This window comes from Kitasatospora sp. NPDC058115, from assembly GCF_042884635.1.
Taxonomy (GTDB): domain Bacteria; phylum Actinomycetota; class Actinomycetes; order Streptomycetales; family Streptomycetaceae; genus Kitasatospora.
In genome coordinates this window covers 434,991-452,575 of the sequence record NZ_JBHVTL010000001.1, presented here as the reverse complement: position 1 = coordinate 452,575, position 17,585 = coordinate 434,991, and the positions used below count along the sequence as shown (strand labels likewise).

General features: G+C 76.1%; 16 protein-coding genes. 7 read left to right on the top strand and 9 right to left on the bottom strand.

What is annotated here, in order from left to right; translation table 11 throughout:
* Positions 1-192 precede the first annotated feature (192 nt).
* Both ACFVVL_RS01705 and ACFVVL_RS01700 read left to right on the top strand, forming a co-directional pair.
* Positions 193-2,163 (top strand): amino acid transporter, encoded by a 1,971-nt coding sequence (locus tag ACFVVL_RS01705; protein WP_387670545.1) that lies wholly within the window; start codon positions 193-195, stop codon positions 2,161-2,163.
* 83 nt (positions 2,164-2,246) lie between these two features.
* Positions 2,247-3,593 carry a M64 family metallopeptidase gene (locus ACFVVL_RS01700; protein ID WP_387670543.1) on the top strand — a complete coding sequence of 449 codons (1,347 nt, stop codon included), beginning with the start codon at positions 2,247-2,249 and terminating at the stop codon, positions 3,591-3,593.
* Between the two features lie 147 nt (positions 3,594-3,740).
* On the opposite strand, the gene ACFVVL_RS01695 is transcribed toward ACFVVL_RS01700, so the two are convergent.
* Genes ACFVVL_RS01695 through ACFVVL_RS01685 form a run of 3 tightly spaced genes read right to left on the bottom strand, consistent with a single transcriptional unit; the run spans position 3,741 to position 6,569 of the window.
* On the bottom strand, positions 3,741-4,577 hold the full coding sequence (locus tag ACFVVL_RS01695) for a GNAT family N-acetyltransferase (RefSeq protein WP_387670541.1): 837 nt from the start codon (positions 4,575-4,577) through the stop codon (positions 3,741-3,743).
* 10 nt (positions 4,578-4,587) lie between these two features.
* On the bottom strand, positions 4,588-5,427 hold the full coding sequence (locus ACFVVL_RS01690; RefSeq protein ID WP_380293729.1) for a helix-turn-helix transcriptional regulator: 840 nt from the start codon (positions 5,425-5,427) through the stop codon (positions 4,588-4,590).
* 41 nt (positions 5,428-5,468) lie between these two features.
* Complete coding sequence (locus ACFVVL_RS01685) at positions 5,469-6,569, bottom strand: ABC transporter substrate-binding protein (RefSeq protein WP_387670539.1); 1,101 nt, start codon at positions 6,567-6,569, stop codon at positions 5,469-5,471.
* A 283-nt stretch (positions 6,570-6,852) separates the two neighbouring features.
* Here ACFVVL_RS01685 and ACFVVL_RS01680 point away from each other — a divergent pair, with 283 nt between their 5' ends.
* Complete coding sequence (locus ACFVVL_RS01680) at positions 6,853-7,857, top strand: MBL fold metallo-hydrolase (protein ID WP_387670537.1); 1,005 nt, start codon at positions 6,853-6,855, stop codon at positions 7,855-7,857.
* 392 nt (positions 7,858-8,249) lie between these two features.
* Positions 8,250-8,666 carry a cupin domain-containing protein gene (locus ACFVVL_RS01675; RefSeq protein ID WP_387670535.1) on the top strand — a complete coding sequence of 139 codons (417 nt, stop codon included), beginning with the start codon at positions 8,250-8,252 and terminating at the stop codon, positions 8,664-8,666.
* A 57-nt stretch (positions 8,667-8,723) separates the two neighbouring features.
* Here ACFVVL_RS01675 and ACFVVL_RS01670 read toward each other — a convergent pair whose 3' ends face one another.
* Positions 8,724-9,422: a transglycosylase family protein gene (locus tag ACFVVL_RS01670; RefSeq protein WP_387670533.1), complete on the bottom strand. Its 699-nt coding sequence runs from the start codon at positions 9,420-9,422 to the stop codon at positions 8,724-8,726.
* 289 nt (positions 9,423-9,711) lie between these two features.
* On the bottom strand, positions 9,712-10,146 hold the full coding sequence (locus ACFVVL_RS01665) for a DUF5997 family protein (RefSeq protein ID WP_380293739.1): 435 nt from the start codon (positions 10,144-10,146) through the stop codon (positions 9,712-9,714).
* Positions 10,147-10,204: 58 nt separating this feature from the next.
* On the opposite strand from ACFVVL_RS01665, the gene ACFVVL_RS01660 reads away from it, so the two are divergent.
* Entirely contained in the window at positions 10,205-10,975 is a 771-nt protein-coding gene (locus ACFVVL_RS01660; RefSeq protein ID WP_380293741.1) for a LysR family substrate-binding domain-containing protein, read from the top strand.
* A gap of 38 nt (positions 10,976-11,013) precedes the next feature.
* Here the strand turns inward: ACFVVL_RS01660 and ACFVVL_RS01655 are convergent, their stop codons facing one another.
* Together ACFVVL_RS01655 and ACFVVL_RS01650 are read right to left on the bottom strand one after the other, a co-directional pair.
* Entirely contained in the window at positions 11,014-12,039 is a 1,026-nt protein-coding gene (locus tag ACFVVL_RS01655) for a DUF1648 domain-containing protein (RefSeq protein WP_387670530.1), read from the bottom strand.
* Complete coding sequence (locus tag ACFVVL_RS01650) at positions 12,036-12,383, bottom strand: GntR family transcriptional regulator (RefSeq protein ID WP_387670528.1); 348 nt, start codon at positions 12,381-12,383, stop codon at positions 12,036-12,038. Before ACFVVL_RS01650 ends, ACFVVL_RS01655 begins: the two co-directional genes overlap by 4 nt.
* A 92-nt stretch (positions 12,384-12,475) precedes the next feature.
* On the opposite strand from ACFVVL_RS01650, the gene ACFVVL_RS01645 reads away from it, so the two are divergent.
* The gene (locus ACFVVL_RS01645; RefSeq protein WP_387670526.1) at positions 12,476-13,213 is read left to right on the top strand and encodes a hypothetical protein; all 738 of its coding nucleotides are present in this window, start codon (positions 12,476-12,478) and stop codon (positions 13,211-13,213) included.
* A 28-nt stretch (positions 13,214-13,241) separates the two neighbouring features.
* Here ACFVVL_RS01645 and ACFVVL_RS01640 read toward each other — a convergent pair whose 3' ends face one another.
* Both ACFVVL_RS01640 and ACFVVL_RS01635 read right to left on the bottom strand, forming a co-directional pair.
* Complete coding sequence (locus ACFVVL_RS01640; RefSeq protein WP_387670524.1) at positions 13,242-14,936, bottom strand: hypothetical protein; 1,695 nt, start codon at positions 14,934-14,936, stop codon at positions 13,242-13,244.
* Positions 14,933-15,925 (bottom strand): ATP-binding cassette domain-containing protein, encoded by a 993-nt coding sequence (locus ACFVVL_RS01635; protein WP_387670522.1) that lies wholly within the window; start codon positions 15,923-15,925, stop codon positions 14,933-14,935. Before ACFVVL_RS01635 ends, ACFVVL_RS01640 begins: the two co-directional genes overlap by 4 nt.
* A gap of 254 nt (positions 15,926-16,179) precedes the next feature.
* Between ACFVVL_RS01635 and paaK the strand changes: the two genes are divergently transcribed.
* Complete coding sequence (gene paaK, locus ACFVVL_RS01630; protein WP_387670520.1) at positions 16,180-17,529, top strand: phenylacetate--CoA ligase PaaK; 1,350 nt, start codon at positions 16,180-16,182, stop codon at positions 17,527-17,529.
* The last annotated feature ends 56 nt before the right edge of the window (positions 17,530-17,585 follow it).

The following is a 17,585-nucleotide window of genomic DNA, read 5'->3' as shown; positions in this document are numbered from 1 at the left end:
CCGGGCCGCCCGCACGCCCCGGGCCGGCCGCCCCGGGCCGCCCGGCCGCACCGGCCCGAGGAGCCGCACTGGCCCGATGAGGGGACACCGCCGAGGCGTTCCCGCAGGTCGGCGGCCCGGTGACATAGCCTGGCGCCTTGCCGCCCCGCCGTCGGCCGGACGGCTCTCGGGACCGTGGACAAGGGGTGCAGGGTGGCTTCCTCGGCGACGGAGGGCCCGGGCGAAGGCGCCCCGGGGCACGGCCGGCGGTTCCGGGCCTGGCTGCTCGAAGGCCTCTCCGACATGGCCAAGCAGCACCCCGGACCGCACGCCCAGGCACCCGCCGAACGCGGCCGCCCCTGGTGGCGGGTGATGTGCCTGACCGGCCTCGACTACTTCTCCACCCTCGGCTACCAGCCCGGCATCGCCGCCCTCGCCGCCGGCCTGCTCTCCCCGGTGGCCACCGTCGTCCTGGTCGTCGTCACCCTCTGCGGCGCCCTGCCCGTCTACCGCAGGGTCGCCCGGGAGAGCCCGCACGGCGAGGGCTCGATCGCGATGCTGGAACGCCTGCTCTCGTTCTGGCAGGGCAAGCTCTTCGTCCTCGCCCTGCTCGGCTTCGCCGCCACCGACTTCATGATCACCATCACCCTGTCCGCCGCCGACGCCACCGCCCACCTGGTCGAGAACCCGCACCTGCACGACGCCCTGACCGGCCGCCAGGTCCCCATCACGCTGGTGCTGATCGCCCTGCTCGGCGGTGTCTTCCTCAAGGGGTTCAGCGAGGCGATCGGGCTGGCGGTCTTCCTGGTCGGGATCTACCTCTCGCTCAACGTGGTCGTCGTCGTCACCGGCTTCTACCACGTGCTGCGGTCCCCGCACGTGGTCGGGGACTGGGCGGACGCGCTGACCGCCGAACACGGCAACGTCCTCGCCATGGTCGGCGTCGCCCTGGTGACCTTCCCCAAGCTGGCGCTCGGCCTCTCCGGCTTCGAGACCGGCGTCGCCGTCATGCCGCACATCGAGGGCGACCCCGACGACACCGAGGAGAAACCCACCGGCCGGATCCGCGGCGCCCGCAAGCTGCTCACCACCGCCGCCCTGATCATGAGCGTCTTCCTGATCACCACCAGCTTCATCACCACCCTGCTGATCCCGAAGGAGGCCTTCGAGAAGGGCGGCCAGGCCAACGGCCGGGCGCTCGCCTACCTGGCCCACGAGTACCTCGGCAACACCTTCGGCAGCGTCTACGACCTCTCCACCATCGCCATCCTCTGGTTCGCCGGCGCCTCCGCGATGGCCGGCATGCTCAACCTGCTGCCGCGCTACCTGCCCCGCTACGGCATGGCCCCGCACTGGGCGAAGGCGGTGCGGCCGATGGTCATCGTGCTCACCCTGATCGCCTTCCTGGTCACCTGGATCTTCGACGCCGGCGTGGACGCGCAGGGGGGCGCCTACGCCACCGGCGTCCTGGTGCTGATCAGCTCCGCCGCCATCGCCGTCACCATCGCGGCCCGCGCCGCCCGCCAGCACCGCTGGACGATCGGCTTCGCGGCCATCGCGGCCGTCTTCCTCTACACCACGGCCCTCAACATCGCCGAACGCCCCGACGGCGTGAAGATCGGCGCCTGCTTCATCGCCGCCATCATGCTCGTCTCCTTCCTCTCCCGCCTCAAACGCGCCTTCGAACTGCGCGTCACCGACGTCGTCTTCGACGAGGCCGCCGAGCGCTTCGTGCGCGACTACACCCACCGGCCGCTGCGGCTGATCGCCAACGAGCCGAAGCGCCGCGACCTCGCCGAGTACCAGGCGAAGAAGCACCAGATCCGGGCCGACAACGACATCCCCGCCGAGGACGACCTGGTCTTCGTCGAGGTGACGGTCCGTGACCCGTCCGAGTTCGAGGCGGTGCTCACCGTGCACGGCGAGGTCCTGCACGACCGCTACCGGGTGCTCTCGCTGGAGAGCTCCAGCGTCCCCAACGCGCTCGCCGCGCTGCTCCTCACCGTGCGCGACCGCACCGGCCAGCAGCCGCACATCTACTTCGAGTGGACCGAGGGCAATCCGTTCGCGCAGTTCCTGCGGTTCTTCCTGTTCGGGCAGGGCGAGGTCGCGCCGGTCACCAGGGAGGTCCTGCGCGAGGCCGAGCCGGACCGCACCCGCCGCCCGCGGGTGCACGTCGGCTGAGGGGTTGTGCCGATGGGGCGTCAGATGCCTACCATGGCGGCCCCGCCGGCCCCGCCCCGCCCTTCCGCAGAGGAGCAACGCCCGTGCGCCATCGAAGGTTCGGTTCGATCGCCCTGACCGGGGCCCTCGCCCTCGCCGCCCTCGGCACCGCCCCGGCCGTCGCCGCCTCCCCGGTCGCCGCCCCGGCCGACGCGGGCTCCCCAGGCGTCGCCGCCGCCCCGGGGAGCCCGCGGCACGGTGTCGAGGTGTTCGGCGACGACGGCTCGATCGGCCGGGCCACCGTGCCCGCCGCCTCCCCGTACCTGACCGGCGGCCGGCCCGGACTCGCGCCCGCCCCCGGGGACGGCGAGGTCACGCCGATCCTGCGCGGCGGCGAGCCGGCGGACAAGGTCGACGTCGTCGTCATCGGTGACGGCTACACCGCCGCCGAGCAGCAGAAGTTCCGTGCCGACGCCCTCGCCAAGTGGCAGGAGCTGAGCGCCGTCGAGCCGTACGCCGCCTACCGGGGCCTGTTCAACGTCTGGGCGGTCGCCACCGTCTCCGCCGAGTCCGGCATCACCGGCGATCCGGACCGCGCCACCGTCCGGGACACCGCCCTCGGCTCCTACTTCTGGTGCGAGGACATCGAACGCCTGCTCTGCGTCGACACCGCGGCCGTCGAGACCTACGCCGCCAAGGCCCCGCAGGCCGACCTCGTGCTCGTCGTCGCCAACACCGCCAAGTACGGCGGCGCCGGGTACAACGTCGCCTCCCCGCTCGGCTACGACGGCATCGCCACCGTGGCGGGCGGCAACCCCAGGGCGGGCCAGATCGCGGTGCACGAGACCGGCCACTCACTCGGCAAGCTCGCCGACGAGTACTTCTACGACGGCGACGACGTCTACCCGGCCGAACTGGGCGAGCCGGACGAGCCCAACATCAGCATGTCCACCGCCGACCGGCTGGCCCGCGACCACGCCAAGTGGTACCGCTGGCTCGGCCGCACCTCGCCCGACGGGGGAGTGGTCGGCAGCTACGAGGGCGGCGGCTACTACCCCAAGGGGCTGTACCGGCCCACCGAGAACTCGATCATGCGGTCGCTGGGGCGGGAGTTCAACCTGCCCGGGCGCGAGGCGATGATCGCCGGCTTCTACCGGCACGCCGTCCCGCTCACCAGCCCCACCCCGGCCGGCACCCCGCTCACCCGCGCCGACCGCCTCACCGTCGACCTCCCGGTCACCGGCACCGTGCTGCGCTGGTCGGTGGACGGCCGTGAGCTGCCGCAGTGGCGCGGCCGCACGTCGGTCAACCTGGCCACCGCCCCCCTCCCCGGCCCGCCCGGCCGCGTCCACACCCTCACCGCCACCGCCACCGACCCCACCCCCGCCGTCCTCGACCCCACCCTCCGCCCCCGCCTGACCGCCACCCTCACCTGGCCCGTCACCCGCTGACCGGACCCTCCCCGGCCCGCCGCCCCCACCCGCACGCCTGCGGCACGAGAAGTCGGCGGGTCCGACTTTCCACTCCCGGGCCACGGCCCCGCCCGGCCTTCGGCGCGCAGAGTCGGCGGGGCCGACTTTCTGCTCCGGGGCGCGGCGTCAGGCCGCCGTGAGGACGGTCTCGTCGTAGGGGGTGACGGGGGTGAAGCCGAGGCGGCGGTAGAGGGCGAGGGCGGTGGGGTGGTCGGCGCGGACGTTGAGGCCGATGTGGTCGGCGCCGCCCTCCGCGAGGAGCGCGCAGAGGCGGGCCGTGCAGGCGGCGGCGAGGCCCCGGCCGCGGGCGTCCGGGTGGGTGGTGACGTTGCCGATCACCGCCACCCGACGTCGCGGCGAGGAGACGTGCACCCCGGCGGTCGCGACCAGCCGGCCCGCGTCGTCCCGGATCCCGACGTACGGGCCCGCGGTCAGCATCCGTTCGTCGAACCAGTTGCCCGGGTACCCGGCGGCGAACAGGGCGAGCAGATCCGGCAGGTCGGCCGGGCCGAGCAGCCCGGCGCCGCGCCCGAGGTGGGGCGCGAGGGCGGTGCGGTCGGTGAGCGCCATCCGCAGCATCGCCGTCCGGCGTTCGGCGCGGTAGGCCGGTGCGAGGGCGTCCACCCCGCCGGTGGTGAGGTGGGCGAGCAGGCGCCGGGGCAGGACCGGCCGCATCGCCCGCAACAGCCCGGCCAGTTCGCCGGTGCGCTCGGGCCGGGCCAGACCGAGCAGGGTCGGCACCTCCCCGACCGTGTACAGCAGCGCCACCGGGCCGTCCGCCGAGGCGGTGTACCAGGCGGTGTGCGACCAGAACGGCTCGTCCAGATCGCCGAGTTCGAAGAGGTGCAGCTCCGGGTCGCGGCCGAACCGGTCGGCGAGCACCGCCCGGTCGTGCAGGCTGGTCAGCGGGGCCCAAGCGGCCGAAGGGGCGGACGAGGCCGAAGGAGCGGAATCGGAGGACACCCCGCCGAGCCTACGCCCGCCCGTCCGCTCCCCGGTCGGCCGGGCCGAGGAGCGCACGCAGCCGGCCGGGCGGCAGACCGGCGGTCCGGTGCATCACCCGGGTCAGGTGTGCCTGGTCGCTGAAGCCCAACTCCTGGGCCAGCAGCGCGAGTCGCGTCTCACCCTCGGTCAGCCGCTCCAGCGCGAGGGCGACTCGCAGCCGGTTGCGGTAGCGGGCGATGCCCTCGCCCGTCGCGGCCCGGAAGATCCGGCTCAGGTGGTACGGCGAACAGCCGACCGCCCGCCCCAGCTGGTCCAGCCCGAGCCCGAGGTCGGCCGCCAGGGCCGCCCGCGCGGCGTCCACCAGCTGCCGGCGCGCGGCGTCCCGGGCCGGTCGGCCGCTCTCGACCCGGGCCGCCGGGGCCAGGGCCGACAGCACCTCACCCGTCAACGCCAGGGTCCGTTCGGCCAGTTCGAAGGAGTCCGCGCCGTCGCGCGCCCGGGCGGTCAGCAGCCGGTGGGCCACCGCCATCCGGGCCGTGGTGAACACCAGCCCCTGCGGCACCTCGGGGTCGCCGCCCAGCAGGGCGGCCACCTGCGGCTCGGAGAGCAGCACCTCGGTGTAGACGTCCCCGCCCCGCGGATGCGCGAACTGCTGCTCGCAGCCCATCCGTTCGACATACACGCAGGCCGGGTCCAGCACCTGCTCGACCCCGTCGGCGCGCCCCTGGAACATCCCGCGCCGCACCAGGGCCAGCCCGAACACCGGCGCCGGCCGCAGGTCCGTCCACCCGTGCGGCGGATCGAGGCAGCTCACATCGGCGACGTACAGGTCGCCCTCGTCCAGCAGGCACGCACGCTCCACCGCCATGCCCGCACCCTACCCGCTCCCTCCGAGGGCCACCCTCCGGCTCAACCGGTGTGCAGGATCCGGAAGTTGTCCGGGTCGGCGGGATCCCGGTCGACGACCTGGACCGGCGGCCACACCCACTGCCAGACGCCGACGCCCGGCGTGCGCGAGAACCGGACCGGCCCCCGCGTCCCCTCCACCGCCACGCGCCGCCAGTCCGCGCCGGGGGAGCGCAGCACCTCCGCGAGCACGGTGATCGTGTCGTAGCCCTCGAAGGCGACGAAGGACGGCGCCTGCGCCAGCCGCTCGCGCAGCGCCGCGCCGACGCGTGCGCCGAGCGGCCCCGGCTGCTCGGGCAGGTAGCGCAGGAACGGGACGGCGGCGCCGTCGTCGCCCAGCAGGGCCCGCCACTCGGCGAACTCCGGCTGGCCGGCCGGGGCCCCGATCAGCACCCCGGCGAGGCGCCGGTCGCGGCGGACGGCCCGGACGATCGGCACCGCCGGCTCCGGGGTGCCCGTCAGCAGGAGCAGGGCCGTCGCCCCGCTGTCGGCGAGCGCGTCGGCCAGGGCGGCGGGGGACAGGGCACGGGCGTCGAGCTCGACGAGGCTGCCGCCGCTCGCGCCGAGGCGGTCCCGCAGGATGCCGGTCCCGGACGCCCAGTAGACGCTGGGCTCGGCCGCCACGGCGATCCGGCGGTGACCCGCGTCGCGCAGGAAGTCCGCGTAGATCCGCCAGCCGTGGGACTGCGCCGGGGCGAGCCGCGCCACCCGGTCGGTCGGCCGGTCGGTGAGCGCGTCGAGGACCGCCGACGAGCAGAGGAACGGCAGACCGAGGGCGTCCGCCCGGGCGGCGACGGTGCGGGCGACGACGCTGTGGTACTCCCCGGCCAGGGCGGCCACCCCGAGGGCCGCCAGTTCGTCGACGGCCGCCGCGGCCCGCTGAGGGTCGGCCGCGGTGTCCCGCACGACCAGTTCGAGCGGCCGTCCGGCGATCCCGCCGGCCGCGTTCACCTCGGCGACGGCCAGGTCGAGTCCGGCCAGCAGGTGCCGGCCCGCCTCGGCCCAGCCGGGCCGGGTGAGCGGGACGAGCGCGCCGATCCGCACGGACGCGCCGTCGGGGCCGTCGGTCCGCTGCGCTTCGGGTCGTGAGGGTGACGGGCTCATGGGTCGGTGTCTCCCGGGTGGCGAGTCGGTGGCGGCGGGCCCGGACCGCAGGGCGCCGCGGCCCGTGATCATGCCCGACATTGCAGCCACGACCACCGCCCGGAAGCAAGCGATTATCGGCGCCCTGCCCGGGCGGGGAGCGGATCGCGATCGCGCAAGAAACGACAAGCCGCGGGGGCGGGCCCGGCGGGAGGCTGGAGGTGGCCGGCGCCCCGGACGGGGGTCGGGGCGCCGGCCCGGTCCGTCGGCCCCCGTGCTGCACCGCCCCGAGCGAGGAGTCCCGGTGAACGATCCGACCACCCCTTCCGCGTCCTCCACGTCCTCCACGTCCTCCGCCGCGCCCGGCCGGCGCCGGGTGCTGCGCGGGGCGCTCGCCCTCGCCGGTGCGATGGCGCTGCCGCCGTTGGCCGCGCCGTCGCCCGCCGTCGCTGCGCCGCCCACCGGGTCCGCCGTCGCCGTGCGGCGGTTCGGCCGCTACGAGGTGCTGGCCCTGCTCGACGCGCACGGCCCCTTCCCGGGAACCCGCCAGGCCGCCTTCCCCGACGCGACGGCCGCCGACTGGGAGCGCGCCCGCCGTCTGGACCCGGCGGCGTTCGGCCCGGGCGACACCTGGGAGCCGGACTTCCGCTGCTACGCCGTCCGCCGCCCCGGCGGCCGGGTCACCCTGGTCGACACCGGCATCGGCCCGGTCGGCAGCCCGGCCTCCGGCTGGGCGCCCGTCCCCGGCAGGCTGCCCGCGGTGCTCGCGCGGGCCGGGATCGCCCCGGCGGACGTCGAGGCGGTGGTCCTGACCCACCTGCACGAGGACCACTACGGCTGGTCGGTCACCCCCGAGGGCGCGCCGGTGTTCCCGAACGCCCGCTACCTGGTGCAGCACGCCGAGGTCGCGGCCCTGGGGCCGACCCGGACGGCCCGCACCTACGTCGTCGAACCGCTGCTCCGGGCCGGGCGGCTGGACGAGGTGGACGGCCGCACGGTGCTCTCCGGCCGGGGCCGTCCCGGCGGCGCCGTCACCCTGCTGCCCACCCCCGGGCACACCCCGGGCCACCAGTCGGTGCTGGTCGAGGGCGGCGGCGATCGGTTGTTGGTGACCGGGGACGTCCTGGTCCACGCCGTCCAGCTGGCCTCGCCCGCCGTGGGCTACCGCTACGAGGCCGATCCCGCGACGGCCCGCCGCAGCCGCGAACAGCTCCTCGACGACGCCCGCCGCAGCGGCGCGGTGCTCGCCACCGCGCACCTCAACCGGCCCTTCGTCCGGCCGTGGGCCGTGGAGGTGTCCACCGGCTGACGCCGCCCCGGTCTGCGGTCCCGTGTGGCGTTCTGGCGGGGGTGTGGTCGCGTGGTGTCGTCGGGCTGTGGGTCGTGGGGGTGTCCGGCGGTTGACGCCGCCCCGGCCCCGTGCGGCGTTCTGGCGGGGGTGTGGTCGCATCGCGTCGTCCGGCCGTGGGCCGTGGAGGTGTTCACCGGCTGACGCCGCCCCGGTCTGCGGCCCCGTGCGGCGTTCTGGCGGGGGTGTGGTCGCGTGGTGTCGTCGGGCTGTGGGTCGTGGGGGTGTCCGGCGGTTGACGCCGCCCCGGCCCGCGGCCCCGTGCGGCGCTCTGGCGGGACGGGCCGGGGTGTGGTCCCATCGCGACGAGGGGCGGGTGGGGGCCTGCCGGAGCCGAGAGGGGTCGGGTTCGCATGGACGAGCAACCGTTCCGCACCGCGCAGGCCGGGGACGCCCCGGTCGTCCTCGCCCCGGACGGCGCCGTCGTCAGGCCGCTGCTGGCGCTGGACGGCCTCGGCAGCCAGGCCGTCTTCGAACTCGCCCCCGGCGCGGTGACCCGGGCGGTGTCGCACGCCACCGTGCGGGAGCTCTGGTACGTCACGGCCGGGCGCGGGCGGATCTGGCGGCGGCAGTCCGGCCGGGAGAGCGTGGACGCGCTGGGCGCGGGGACGTCGGTCTCGGTGCCGCTGGGGACGGCCTTCCAGTTCCGCGCCGAGGAGGACAGCCCCGGCCCGCTGCGGATCGTCGCCGTCACCATGCCGCCCTGGCCGGACGGCTCGACCACGGAGGCCCGCCCCGAGCGCGGTCCCTGGCAGCCCACGGTGGGCTGACGGGGCCGGCGGCCCGGGGCGGGCCTCCGTCGAGCGGCTCGGGGCGGCTCGGACGGCTCAGATCGGCAGGACCAGGTCCTGGCCGGGCTGGATGAGGTCCGGGTCCTCGCCGAGCAGGGTGCGGTTCCGCTCGTACAGCACCGGCCAGCCGCCGGGGATCCCGAACCGGTCGGCGATGCTCTCCAGGGTGTCGCCCGGGAGCACCGTCCAGATGCCGGACCCGTCGGCCGGGGGAGGTGCGGCGGAGGTCTCCGCGGACGTTCCGGGGGCGGTCGTGGTCTCCTCCTTCTCGACGGGCGCCTTCCTCTCGGCGGGCGCCTTCTTCTCGGCCGGTGCCTTCTTCTCGGCCGGCCGGGTCTTCACCGGCGGCCGCTCGCTGGTGCGGGCGGCGCGGGTGCCGCAGACCGGCCACGGGCTGAGCCCGCGCCGTGCGGCGAGGTTGTCGGCGACGGCGATCTGCTGTTCGCGGCTGGCGAGGTCGGCGCGCGGCGCGTAGGCCAGGCCGCCGTTCTCCCGCCAGGTCGGCTGGTCGAACTGGAGACCACCGAAGTAGCCGTTGCCGGAGTTGATGCGCCAGTTCCCGCTGCTCTCGCAGGCGGCCACCCGGTCCCAGTCGATCACGGCCCCCCGATCGGTGCCCGCCCCACCTCCCCGACCCGGTGGCGCGGCGTGTGCCGCGGGAGCGGCGAGGACGGCTGCGGCCAGGGTGCAGGCGGCGGTGGGGAGCAGGCGGCGCAGGTGCGCGGTGGGGGGCATGGGCGGCTCTCAGGTCCGGAGACAGGGCTTGCGCCGCTCGGGAGCGGCGCGTTCCCACCGACGCACACCGGGGGCGCGGTTTCGCCGCCGACACGTCGGGCGGGTCACCCGCCCGGCCCCGCGCCGCCACCCGGCCGGCCCCGGCCGTCGCCCGTGCCGCGCCCGTACCGCTCACGCCTCCCTCCCGCCGTCCCGGACAGACGACGGCCCCCCGGCGCGGACGCCGGGGGGCCGAGCGGGAAGCGTATTCGAAAGTGCGGTGAATCCGCAGGTCAGCGGGCCTGCCGGGTCAGCGGGTCTGCTGCCGCTCGGCCGCCGCGGCGGCCTGCTTGCGACGCTTCTCGTCCTTCTCGTGCTTCTCCTTGACCCGGACGGTCTCCTTGCGGACCTCCAGCTGGATCGTGCGCTCGCGCTGGAGCCACTCCGGGTTCTCCTCGCGCAGCTCCTCGATCTGCTCGGTGGTGAGCGCCTCCGTGATGCCGCCACGCGCCAGGCCGGACGCCGAGACGCCGAGCCGCGAGGCCACCACGGAGCGCGGGTGCGGGCCGTTGCGGCGCAGGTCCTGCAGCCACTGCGGCGGCGTGGTCTGCAGGGCGGTGAGCTCCTCGCGGGAGATCACGCCCGACTGGAAGTCGGCGGGGGTGGCGCCGAGGTAGACCCCGAGCTTCTTCGCCGCCGTCGCCGGCTTCATGGTCTGCGTGGTCTTCTGCTTGAGCGATGTCATGGTCACCAGGGTAAGCGAGCGGCCGACGCTCCCCGTCACGGTCGGTAGCCTTGGTCGGGTGACAGAGATGCAGGTGACACCCTCGTTCCGGCTGGCCTACGTCCCGGGAGTGACCCCCGGCAAGTGGGCGCGCGTCTGGTCGGAACGACTGCCGGACGTTCCGCTCGCCCTGGTCGCGGTGGAAGCCGCCGACGGCGAGCCGACGCTGCGCGCGGGCGGCGCGGACGCGGGCCTGGTGCGGCTGCCGGTCGACCGGACCGGCCTGAGCGCCATTCCGTTGTACACCGAGACGACCGTGGTCGTCTTCCCGAAGGACCACTGGCTGGCGGCGGCCGAGGAGGTCACCGTCGAGGACCTCGCGGACGACGTGGTCTTCCACCCGCTCGACGACACCCTCGTCTGGGAGCAGCTGCCCGGCCGCCCGGCCATCGAGCGGCCGGCGACCACGGCGGACGCGATCGAACTGGTCGCGGCCGGTGTCGGCGTGCTCCTCGTCCCGCAGTCCCTGGCCCGCCTGCACCACCGGCGCGACCTCACCTACCGGACGATGGCGGACGCCCCGCAGTCCGGGGTGGCGCTGTCCTGGCTGGAGGACCGGACCACGGACCTGGTGGAGGAGTTCATCGGCATCGTCCGCGGCCGCACGGTCAACAGCTCCCGCGGCCGCGGCCAGACCGCCCCCACCCCGGCGAAGCAGCAGCAGCCCGGCTCCGCCAAGGGCAGGAGCACCGGCGGCCGCCCGTCGCCGACCCGCACCACCGGCGCCGCCCGCTCCCGCGGCGCCTCCGGCAACGCCCCCCGCCGCGGCCGCCCCAAGCGCCGCGGCTGACCCCCGGCGCCGGGGGCTCCGGCGGGGCTGACGGGGCGTCAATCCGTGCTGGGCGGCGGCCGGTCGGCGTGTCCGTCGAGGGCGTTCCGGTGGGCGATCACGGCGTTCAGCAGGGCGGCGCCGCGCTCGGCGTCGTCCACGCTCACCGCGAAGTCCGCACCCGTGCGGGGCGTGATCACCAGGCACTCGCCGCGGCGCAGCATCACCGTGGTGCCCAGGCCGCTCAGCCGGTAGCCCCAGCCGCCCACCTGGGCCGGGGTGCGCCGTTCGGCCCGGGCCGAGGCGATCTGCTCCGGCGCCCAGTGCCGGGACGGCCGGCCGAGCGGGCCGAACGCCACCGTCAGGCCCTGCTCGCCGACCCGCGCCCGCACCGACGAGCAGCCGCCCGCGGCCAGGGCGACGACCGCCGGCGGGGCGGCCGCCGCCCAGGCCGGGCCGCCCAGCCCGGCGACGGCGCCCAGCGCCGAACCCGCGGCGCCCAGCCCGGCGACGGCGGCCAGCCGGCCGAGCCAGGGGTTGACCGCCCGGGAGAGCCAGACGGCGCGCTGCCCGTCCGGGAGTTCGAGCCGCGTTTCGTCGGCGGCCGTCACGGCGCGCGGCCCCGGCCCGCCGCGCCGGGCGAGCCACCCGGCCAGCAGGCCCGCCCCGACGGCCGCGGCCAGGACCAGCGCCGCCTCGGCTCCCACCGGGCGGGCCTCCTGCCAGCTCGGGCGGTCCAGGTTGGCCGAGACGATCGAGGCCTGAACACCCGTCAGCATGGCCCCGCCGAAGCCCAGTCCGGCCGCCGACCAGAGCCGGGCCTGTTCCCCGCCGCGCCACCGGGCGACGGCGCCCGCCACGACCACCGCCACCCAGAGGCCGGCGGGGACGAGCGCCGCGGCCGTCAGCGGCATCGAACCGTCCGGCGCGGATCCGCTCCAGTGCGTGGCCAGCGGCTCCGGCAGCCGGCTCCGCGCCACCCACGGCAGCCCGACCAGCAGCGCGAACACCCCGGACACCGCGACGGCCCGGAGCGCCACCGCCCCGCCGTGCGGCCTGGTGTCCCGTCCCGAACCGTCGCTCACTCCAGCCCCCTGATCATCTCGACGATCTCCTCCCTGCCGAAGCCCGCGTGCTCCGCGTCCGCCACCAGCCGGCGCACCGCATTCAGCAGGTCGGCGCGCCGGTCGGCGCCCTGGAGGACCGTGACGCCGCGCCCCCGCCGGAACTCCAGCACCCCCTCGTCGCGCAGCGCCCGCAGTGCCCGCAGCACCGTGTTCGCGTTCACTCCGAGCGCCGCCGCCAACTCCCGTGCCGGGGGCAGTCGTTCCCCGGGCGCGCACTCGCCCTCCCCGACGGCGCGCCGGATCGCCGCCGCGACCTGTTCGTGCAGCGGCCGCGCGTCCCCGGTCTCCAGCTTCAGCAACATGGTGCTAGTGACCGTAGCACCATATCCGTGTCCTGCCACGAGGGAAGCGCCCCGGCCGACGGTGGTTGCCCTCCGGCTGGTTGGATCCCGGTATGACGGACTGGTCGCGACTCAGCCACGCCTACGGCCCCGCCGACGACATCCCGGAGCTGCTGGACCGGATCGCCTCGGCCCCGACCGACGAGCTCTGGGGCGACCTGTGGTCGGCGCTCTGCCACCAGGGCAGCGTCTACCCGGCCTCCTTCGCGGCCCTGCCCTGGCTGGCCGGAAGGGCCGGGTGCGGGGACCGGGAGCAGGAGGTCAACGCCCTGCTCCTGGCCGGCGCGATCATGGCCGGGGACCGGCAGGCGCACGGGGCCGGTGACGTCCGCACGGAGTTCGCGGCGACGGTCGCCACCCTGCTCGCGGCGGTGAACCGGCAGCTGCGGGCCGCCACGGACCCCACCGACTACGTGTACCTCCTGGAGGCCATGCTGGGCCTCGAAGGCGTCCCCGGCTGGAGCGAGGAGCTCGCCCGGGGGATCGTCGACGAGGAGTACCAGATCGCCTGCCCGGGCTGCGGGACCGATCTGTTCGTCGCCCTCGGCGAGCGCGGGTTCTTCTCGGCCGCCGAGGACTACGCGCTCTCGGGGGAGGGCGTCGAGACCCGTCCGCTGCGTCCGGCGGCGCCTGCCGGTCTCGACGGCATCGGTCGGCGCCTCCACGAGCTCGCGTCGGCCGACGGCCGGTGTGAGGTGGCCGGTGTGCTGACGTATGTCTTCGGTCGTGCGGGTTGTCCCGTGTGCGAGGCCGACTTCGTGCTCGCCGAGGCGATCGCCTCCGACCGGTGAGCCGGCCGGCCGCCGCGTGCCCGGGTGATCAGTCGCGGAGCGCACGGCGGACGGTGGTGGTGAGAAGGGTCACGGCGAGCAGGGCCAGGGCCAGGGCGGCGACGAGGACCGGGGCGGGGCCGGCGGGGTGGCCGGCGCGGCGGACGGTGCCCATGAAGTCGAGGGCGGCGACCTGGTTCACCGCCAGGTACCAGAGCGGGAGGTAGAGGGCCTGGAAGAGCCGGTGGCTGCGGGAGAGCGTGCCGAGGGCGAGGGCCAGTGAGGGGATGAACAGGGCGCCGGCCGTCCAGGCGGCCGCACCGGCGGTGTCGCCGGCCGCCGCCAGTCGCACCAGCACGCCCGCGCCGAGCAGGGCGGTGAGCAGGACCCCGGCGGCCCATTCGGCGAGCAGCCGGGTGCGGGCGGCGGGGTAGGCGCCGAGCAGGGCCTCCAGGCCGTACTCGGCCGAGCGGCTGCCGAGACGGGACCAGAGCAGGACCGGCCAGATCCAGGCGGCGGGCAGCACCGCGCCCGCGCCGGTGTCCGGCGGGACGGCGAGGCCGGCCGCGAGCAGGCCGGCGGCGGCGAGCCACCACCAGCGCGAGGCGTCGGCGAACAGGACCCGCGCCTCCCCGACCAGCAGCCGGCCGAAGCCGACGCCGACGCCGAAGCCGACGCCGCGGCGCGGGCCCGCCGGGGCCGTGGCGGGCGTGGCAAGCGGGGCGGGCGGGAGCACCGGGGGAGCGGCGGGGACCGCCGCCGCCTCGCCGGTGTCCGCCGGTGCCCGCCGCCCGGCCGTGGCCCCGCGCGCCGGGTCGAAGCGGGTGAACCAGAGCGCGGGCAGCGCCGCGACCGCCACCGCGAGCAGCACCAGCAGCAGCCGCTGGGCGACGAAGCCGCCCTCCAGACCCGTGCCGTCCCACCGGAAGGGCTCCAACGGCGTGTCCACCCTGGTCAGGCCGAGGCTGAACTCGTCGCCGCCGAGGTCGGCCCCGCGGGCGGCCAGGGCGTCGCTCAGCGAGGCGGCCGCCGGGCCGAGGCCCAGCCCGCCGAACGGGGTGCCGGGGCGCTCACCGGCGATCAGCAGGGCCGGGGCGCAGACGAACCAGACGACGTTGCCCAGCCCGCCGCGCAGCGGCGGCACCGTCTCGAACAGGACCGCCAGCGCGGCCGTCGCCGCGAGCAGCGGCAGCGTCAGCACCAGGAAGGGTGTCAGCAGCGCGACCGGGTCGAGCGAGCGGTCCTCGCCCCGGACCAGCTGCAGGGCCGGTGCGGTGAGCGCGAGCACGCCGAGCATCGAGGTGAGCACCAGCAGATTGCCGAGGAACTTCGCGAGCAGCAGCTCGACGTTCCGCAGCGGCGTCGCGGCCAGGATCAGGCCGACCCCGGTCTCCTCGTCGCGTCCGAGCCCCTTGCGGACCGCGTAGAACCCGCCGAGGGTGAGCCAGAGCGCGCCGGCCAGGGCGGTCGCGGTGCCGGTGTACGCGCTGTTGTACTCGCCCCGGTAGCGGCCGAGCGCGAGGATCGCCCAGTGTCCGTCGGCGGGCGGGACGGCGAGCAGACCGAGGCCGACGGCGGCCAGCAGCGTCACCGCGTAGGCGGGGCGCCGGACCCGGTCCCGGAAGTCGCCGAGGGCGAGCTGCCGGAGGCGGGCGAGCACCCCGGCGCGGGCGGGCGCGGCGCCGCTCGGAGCGCCCGCCGGAGCGCCCGGCGGCCGGCCCGCGGCGAGGGTGTCCGCGCTCATCGCCGCACCTCCGCGCGCTCGTGCGCGGCGGCGGGCCGGACCAGGCCGAGGTACGCGTCCTCCAGGTCCGGCGCGACCGGGGCCGCGTCGGCGAACGGCGGAGCGTCGGCGAGCAGCCGCAGCCGCACCCGGCCCTCGCCCGTGCGCACCATCCGGCTGACCACGTACCGCGCCTGCACGGCGGCCACCGCCCCCGGGTCGACCAGGACCTCCCACACCCGGCCGGACTGGCCGTGCAGCAGCTCCTCCGGACTGCCCCGGCGCAGCAGCCGCCCGCCGGCGACCACCGCGATGTCCCCGGCCACCGACTCGACGTCCGAGACGATGTGGGTGGACAGCAGCACCACCCGGTCCTCGGCGAGCACGCTCAGCAGGTTGCGGAACCGCACCCGTTCCTCGGGGTCGAGCCCGGCGGTCGGCTCGTCGACGACGATGACGTGCGGATCGCCGAGCAGCGCCTGGGCGATGCCGACCCGGCGCAGCATGCCGCCGGAGTAGGCGCCGAGCGGGCGGCGCACCGCCTCGGTCAGGTTCACCAGGGTGAGCAGCTCGTCGATCCGGGCCCGGGCGGAGCGGGCGGACAGCCCCTTGGCGGCGGCCAGGTAGGCGAGGAACTCGCGCGCGGTGAGCTGCGGGTGGACGCCGAAGTCCTGGGGGAGGAAGCCGAGTTCGCGCCGGAGCCGCTCGGGCCGGGCGAGTACGTCGGTGCCCCGGTAGGTGAGCCGGCCAGTGGTCGGCCGGGTGACGGTGGCGACGATCCGCATCAGCGAGGACTTGCCCGCGCCGTTCGGGCCGAGGAGTCCGAGCAGCCCGGGGCCGAGCCGCAGCGAGAGGCCGTCGACGGCGCGTTTGCCGCTCCGGTAGACCTTGCCGATGTCGGTCAGTTCGAGGTGGGGAGGGTCGGTGCGGCGGTCGTCGGGACGGCCGCCGGGGCGGGCTTCGGCCCGGCTCCCGGCCGGGGTTTCGGGGTGGATCTCGGGTCGGCTCATGGGCTCTGCTCTTCCGGCCGGTGCGTGGACGGTGCGTGACGTCGACGAGCCTCCCCGATCGGCGCTCCGCTGCCATCTGCCGTTCGGCAGAGATCGGCCCTCGTCCTGCGACGGCCGCGCGACGGGCCCCGGCCCCGGCGACGGACCGGGGCCGGCGCGCGTCGGCCCTTGACAGGGGGTTCGGGTGCTGGATTACTTGGCCCTGTCCGAGGGGCCAACCGAATGATCGGTCGGTGTTGACGGAGGGAGCCGCGATGAGTGACGGAACGGCCGCCGGGCCGGGCGCAGCCTCGGCCCGGCTCGGCGAGGCGCCGCCGGAACGGCTGCTGGACGCCGGTGAGCGGATGACCCGCGAGGAACTGCGCGCGCACCAGCTGAAGCACCTGAGGGCCACGCTGCGCCACGCCTACGACAACGTCGAGCTGTACCGCCGCAAGTTCGACGCGGCCGGCCTCGCCCCCGAGGACTGCCGCACCCTCGCCGACCTCGCCCGCTTCCCCTTCACCACCAAGGCCGACCTGCGCGACACCTACCCGTACGGCATGTTCGCCGTCCCGAGGGAGAAGGTCCGCCGGATCCACGCCTCCAGCGGCACCACCGGCCGCCCCACGGTGGTCGGCTACACCGAGCACGACCTCGACGTGTGGGCCGACGTGGTGGCCCGCTCGATCCGGGCGGCCGGCGGGCGGCCCGGCCACACGGTGCACATCGCCTACGGCTACGGCCTGTTCACCGGCGGACTGGGCGCGCACGCGGGCGCCGAACGCGCCGGCTGCACGGTCGTCCCCGCGTCCGGCGGCATGACGGCACGTCAGGTCCAGCTGATCCAGGACCTCCGTCCCGAGATCATCATGGTCACCCCGTCCTATCTGCTCACCCTGCTCGACGAGTTCGAGCGGCAGGGCGTCGACCCCCGTACCACCTCGCTGCGGGTCGGCATCTTCGGCGCCGAGCCCTGGACGGAGGAGATGCGCGCCGAGATCGAGCGGCGGATGGACCTGCACGCCGTCGACATCTACGGCCTCTCCGAGGTGATGGGGCCCGGCGTCGCCCAGGAGTGCGTGGAGACCAAGGACGGCCTGCACATCTGGGAGGACCACTTCTACCCCGAGGTGGTCGACCCGCTGACCGACGAGGTGCTGGCGGACGGCGGGAGCGGCGAACTCGTCTTCACCTCGCTCACCAAGGAAGCGCTTCCGGTGATCCGCTACCGCACCCGCGACCTCACCCGCCTGCTGCCGGGCACCGCCCGCCCCGCCTTCCGCCGGATGGCCAGGGTGACGGGGCGCAGCGACGACATGATCATCCTGCGCGGGGTCAACGTCTTCCCGACCCAGGTCGAGGAGGTCCTGCTGCGGGTGCCCGCCGTGGCGCCGCACTTCCAGCTCCGGCTGACCCGCCGGGGCCGGCTGGACCACATGACCGTGCGGGTCGAGGCGCGCCCGGAGGCCGCCCCCGACCAGCGGGACGCGGCCGCCGCGGCGATCGCACGGGGCGTCAAGGACGGGGTGGGCGTGAGCGTGGACGTCGAGGTGGTGGATCCGTACACCCTGGAGCGCTCGGTCGGCAAGATCCGCCGGATCGCCGACCTCCGCGAGGGCTGACCCGCGCCGACGGCCGGTGGGGCCGCCCCGACCGCCCGCCGCTGCTCAGCGGGCGG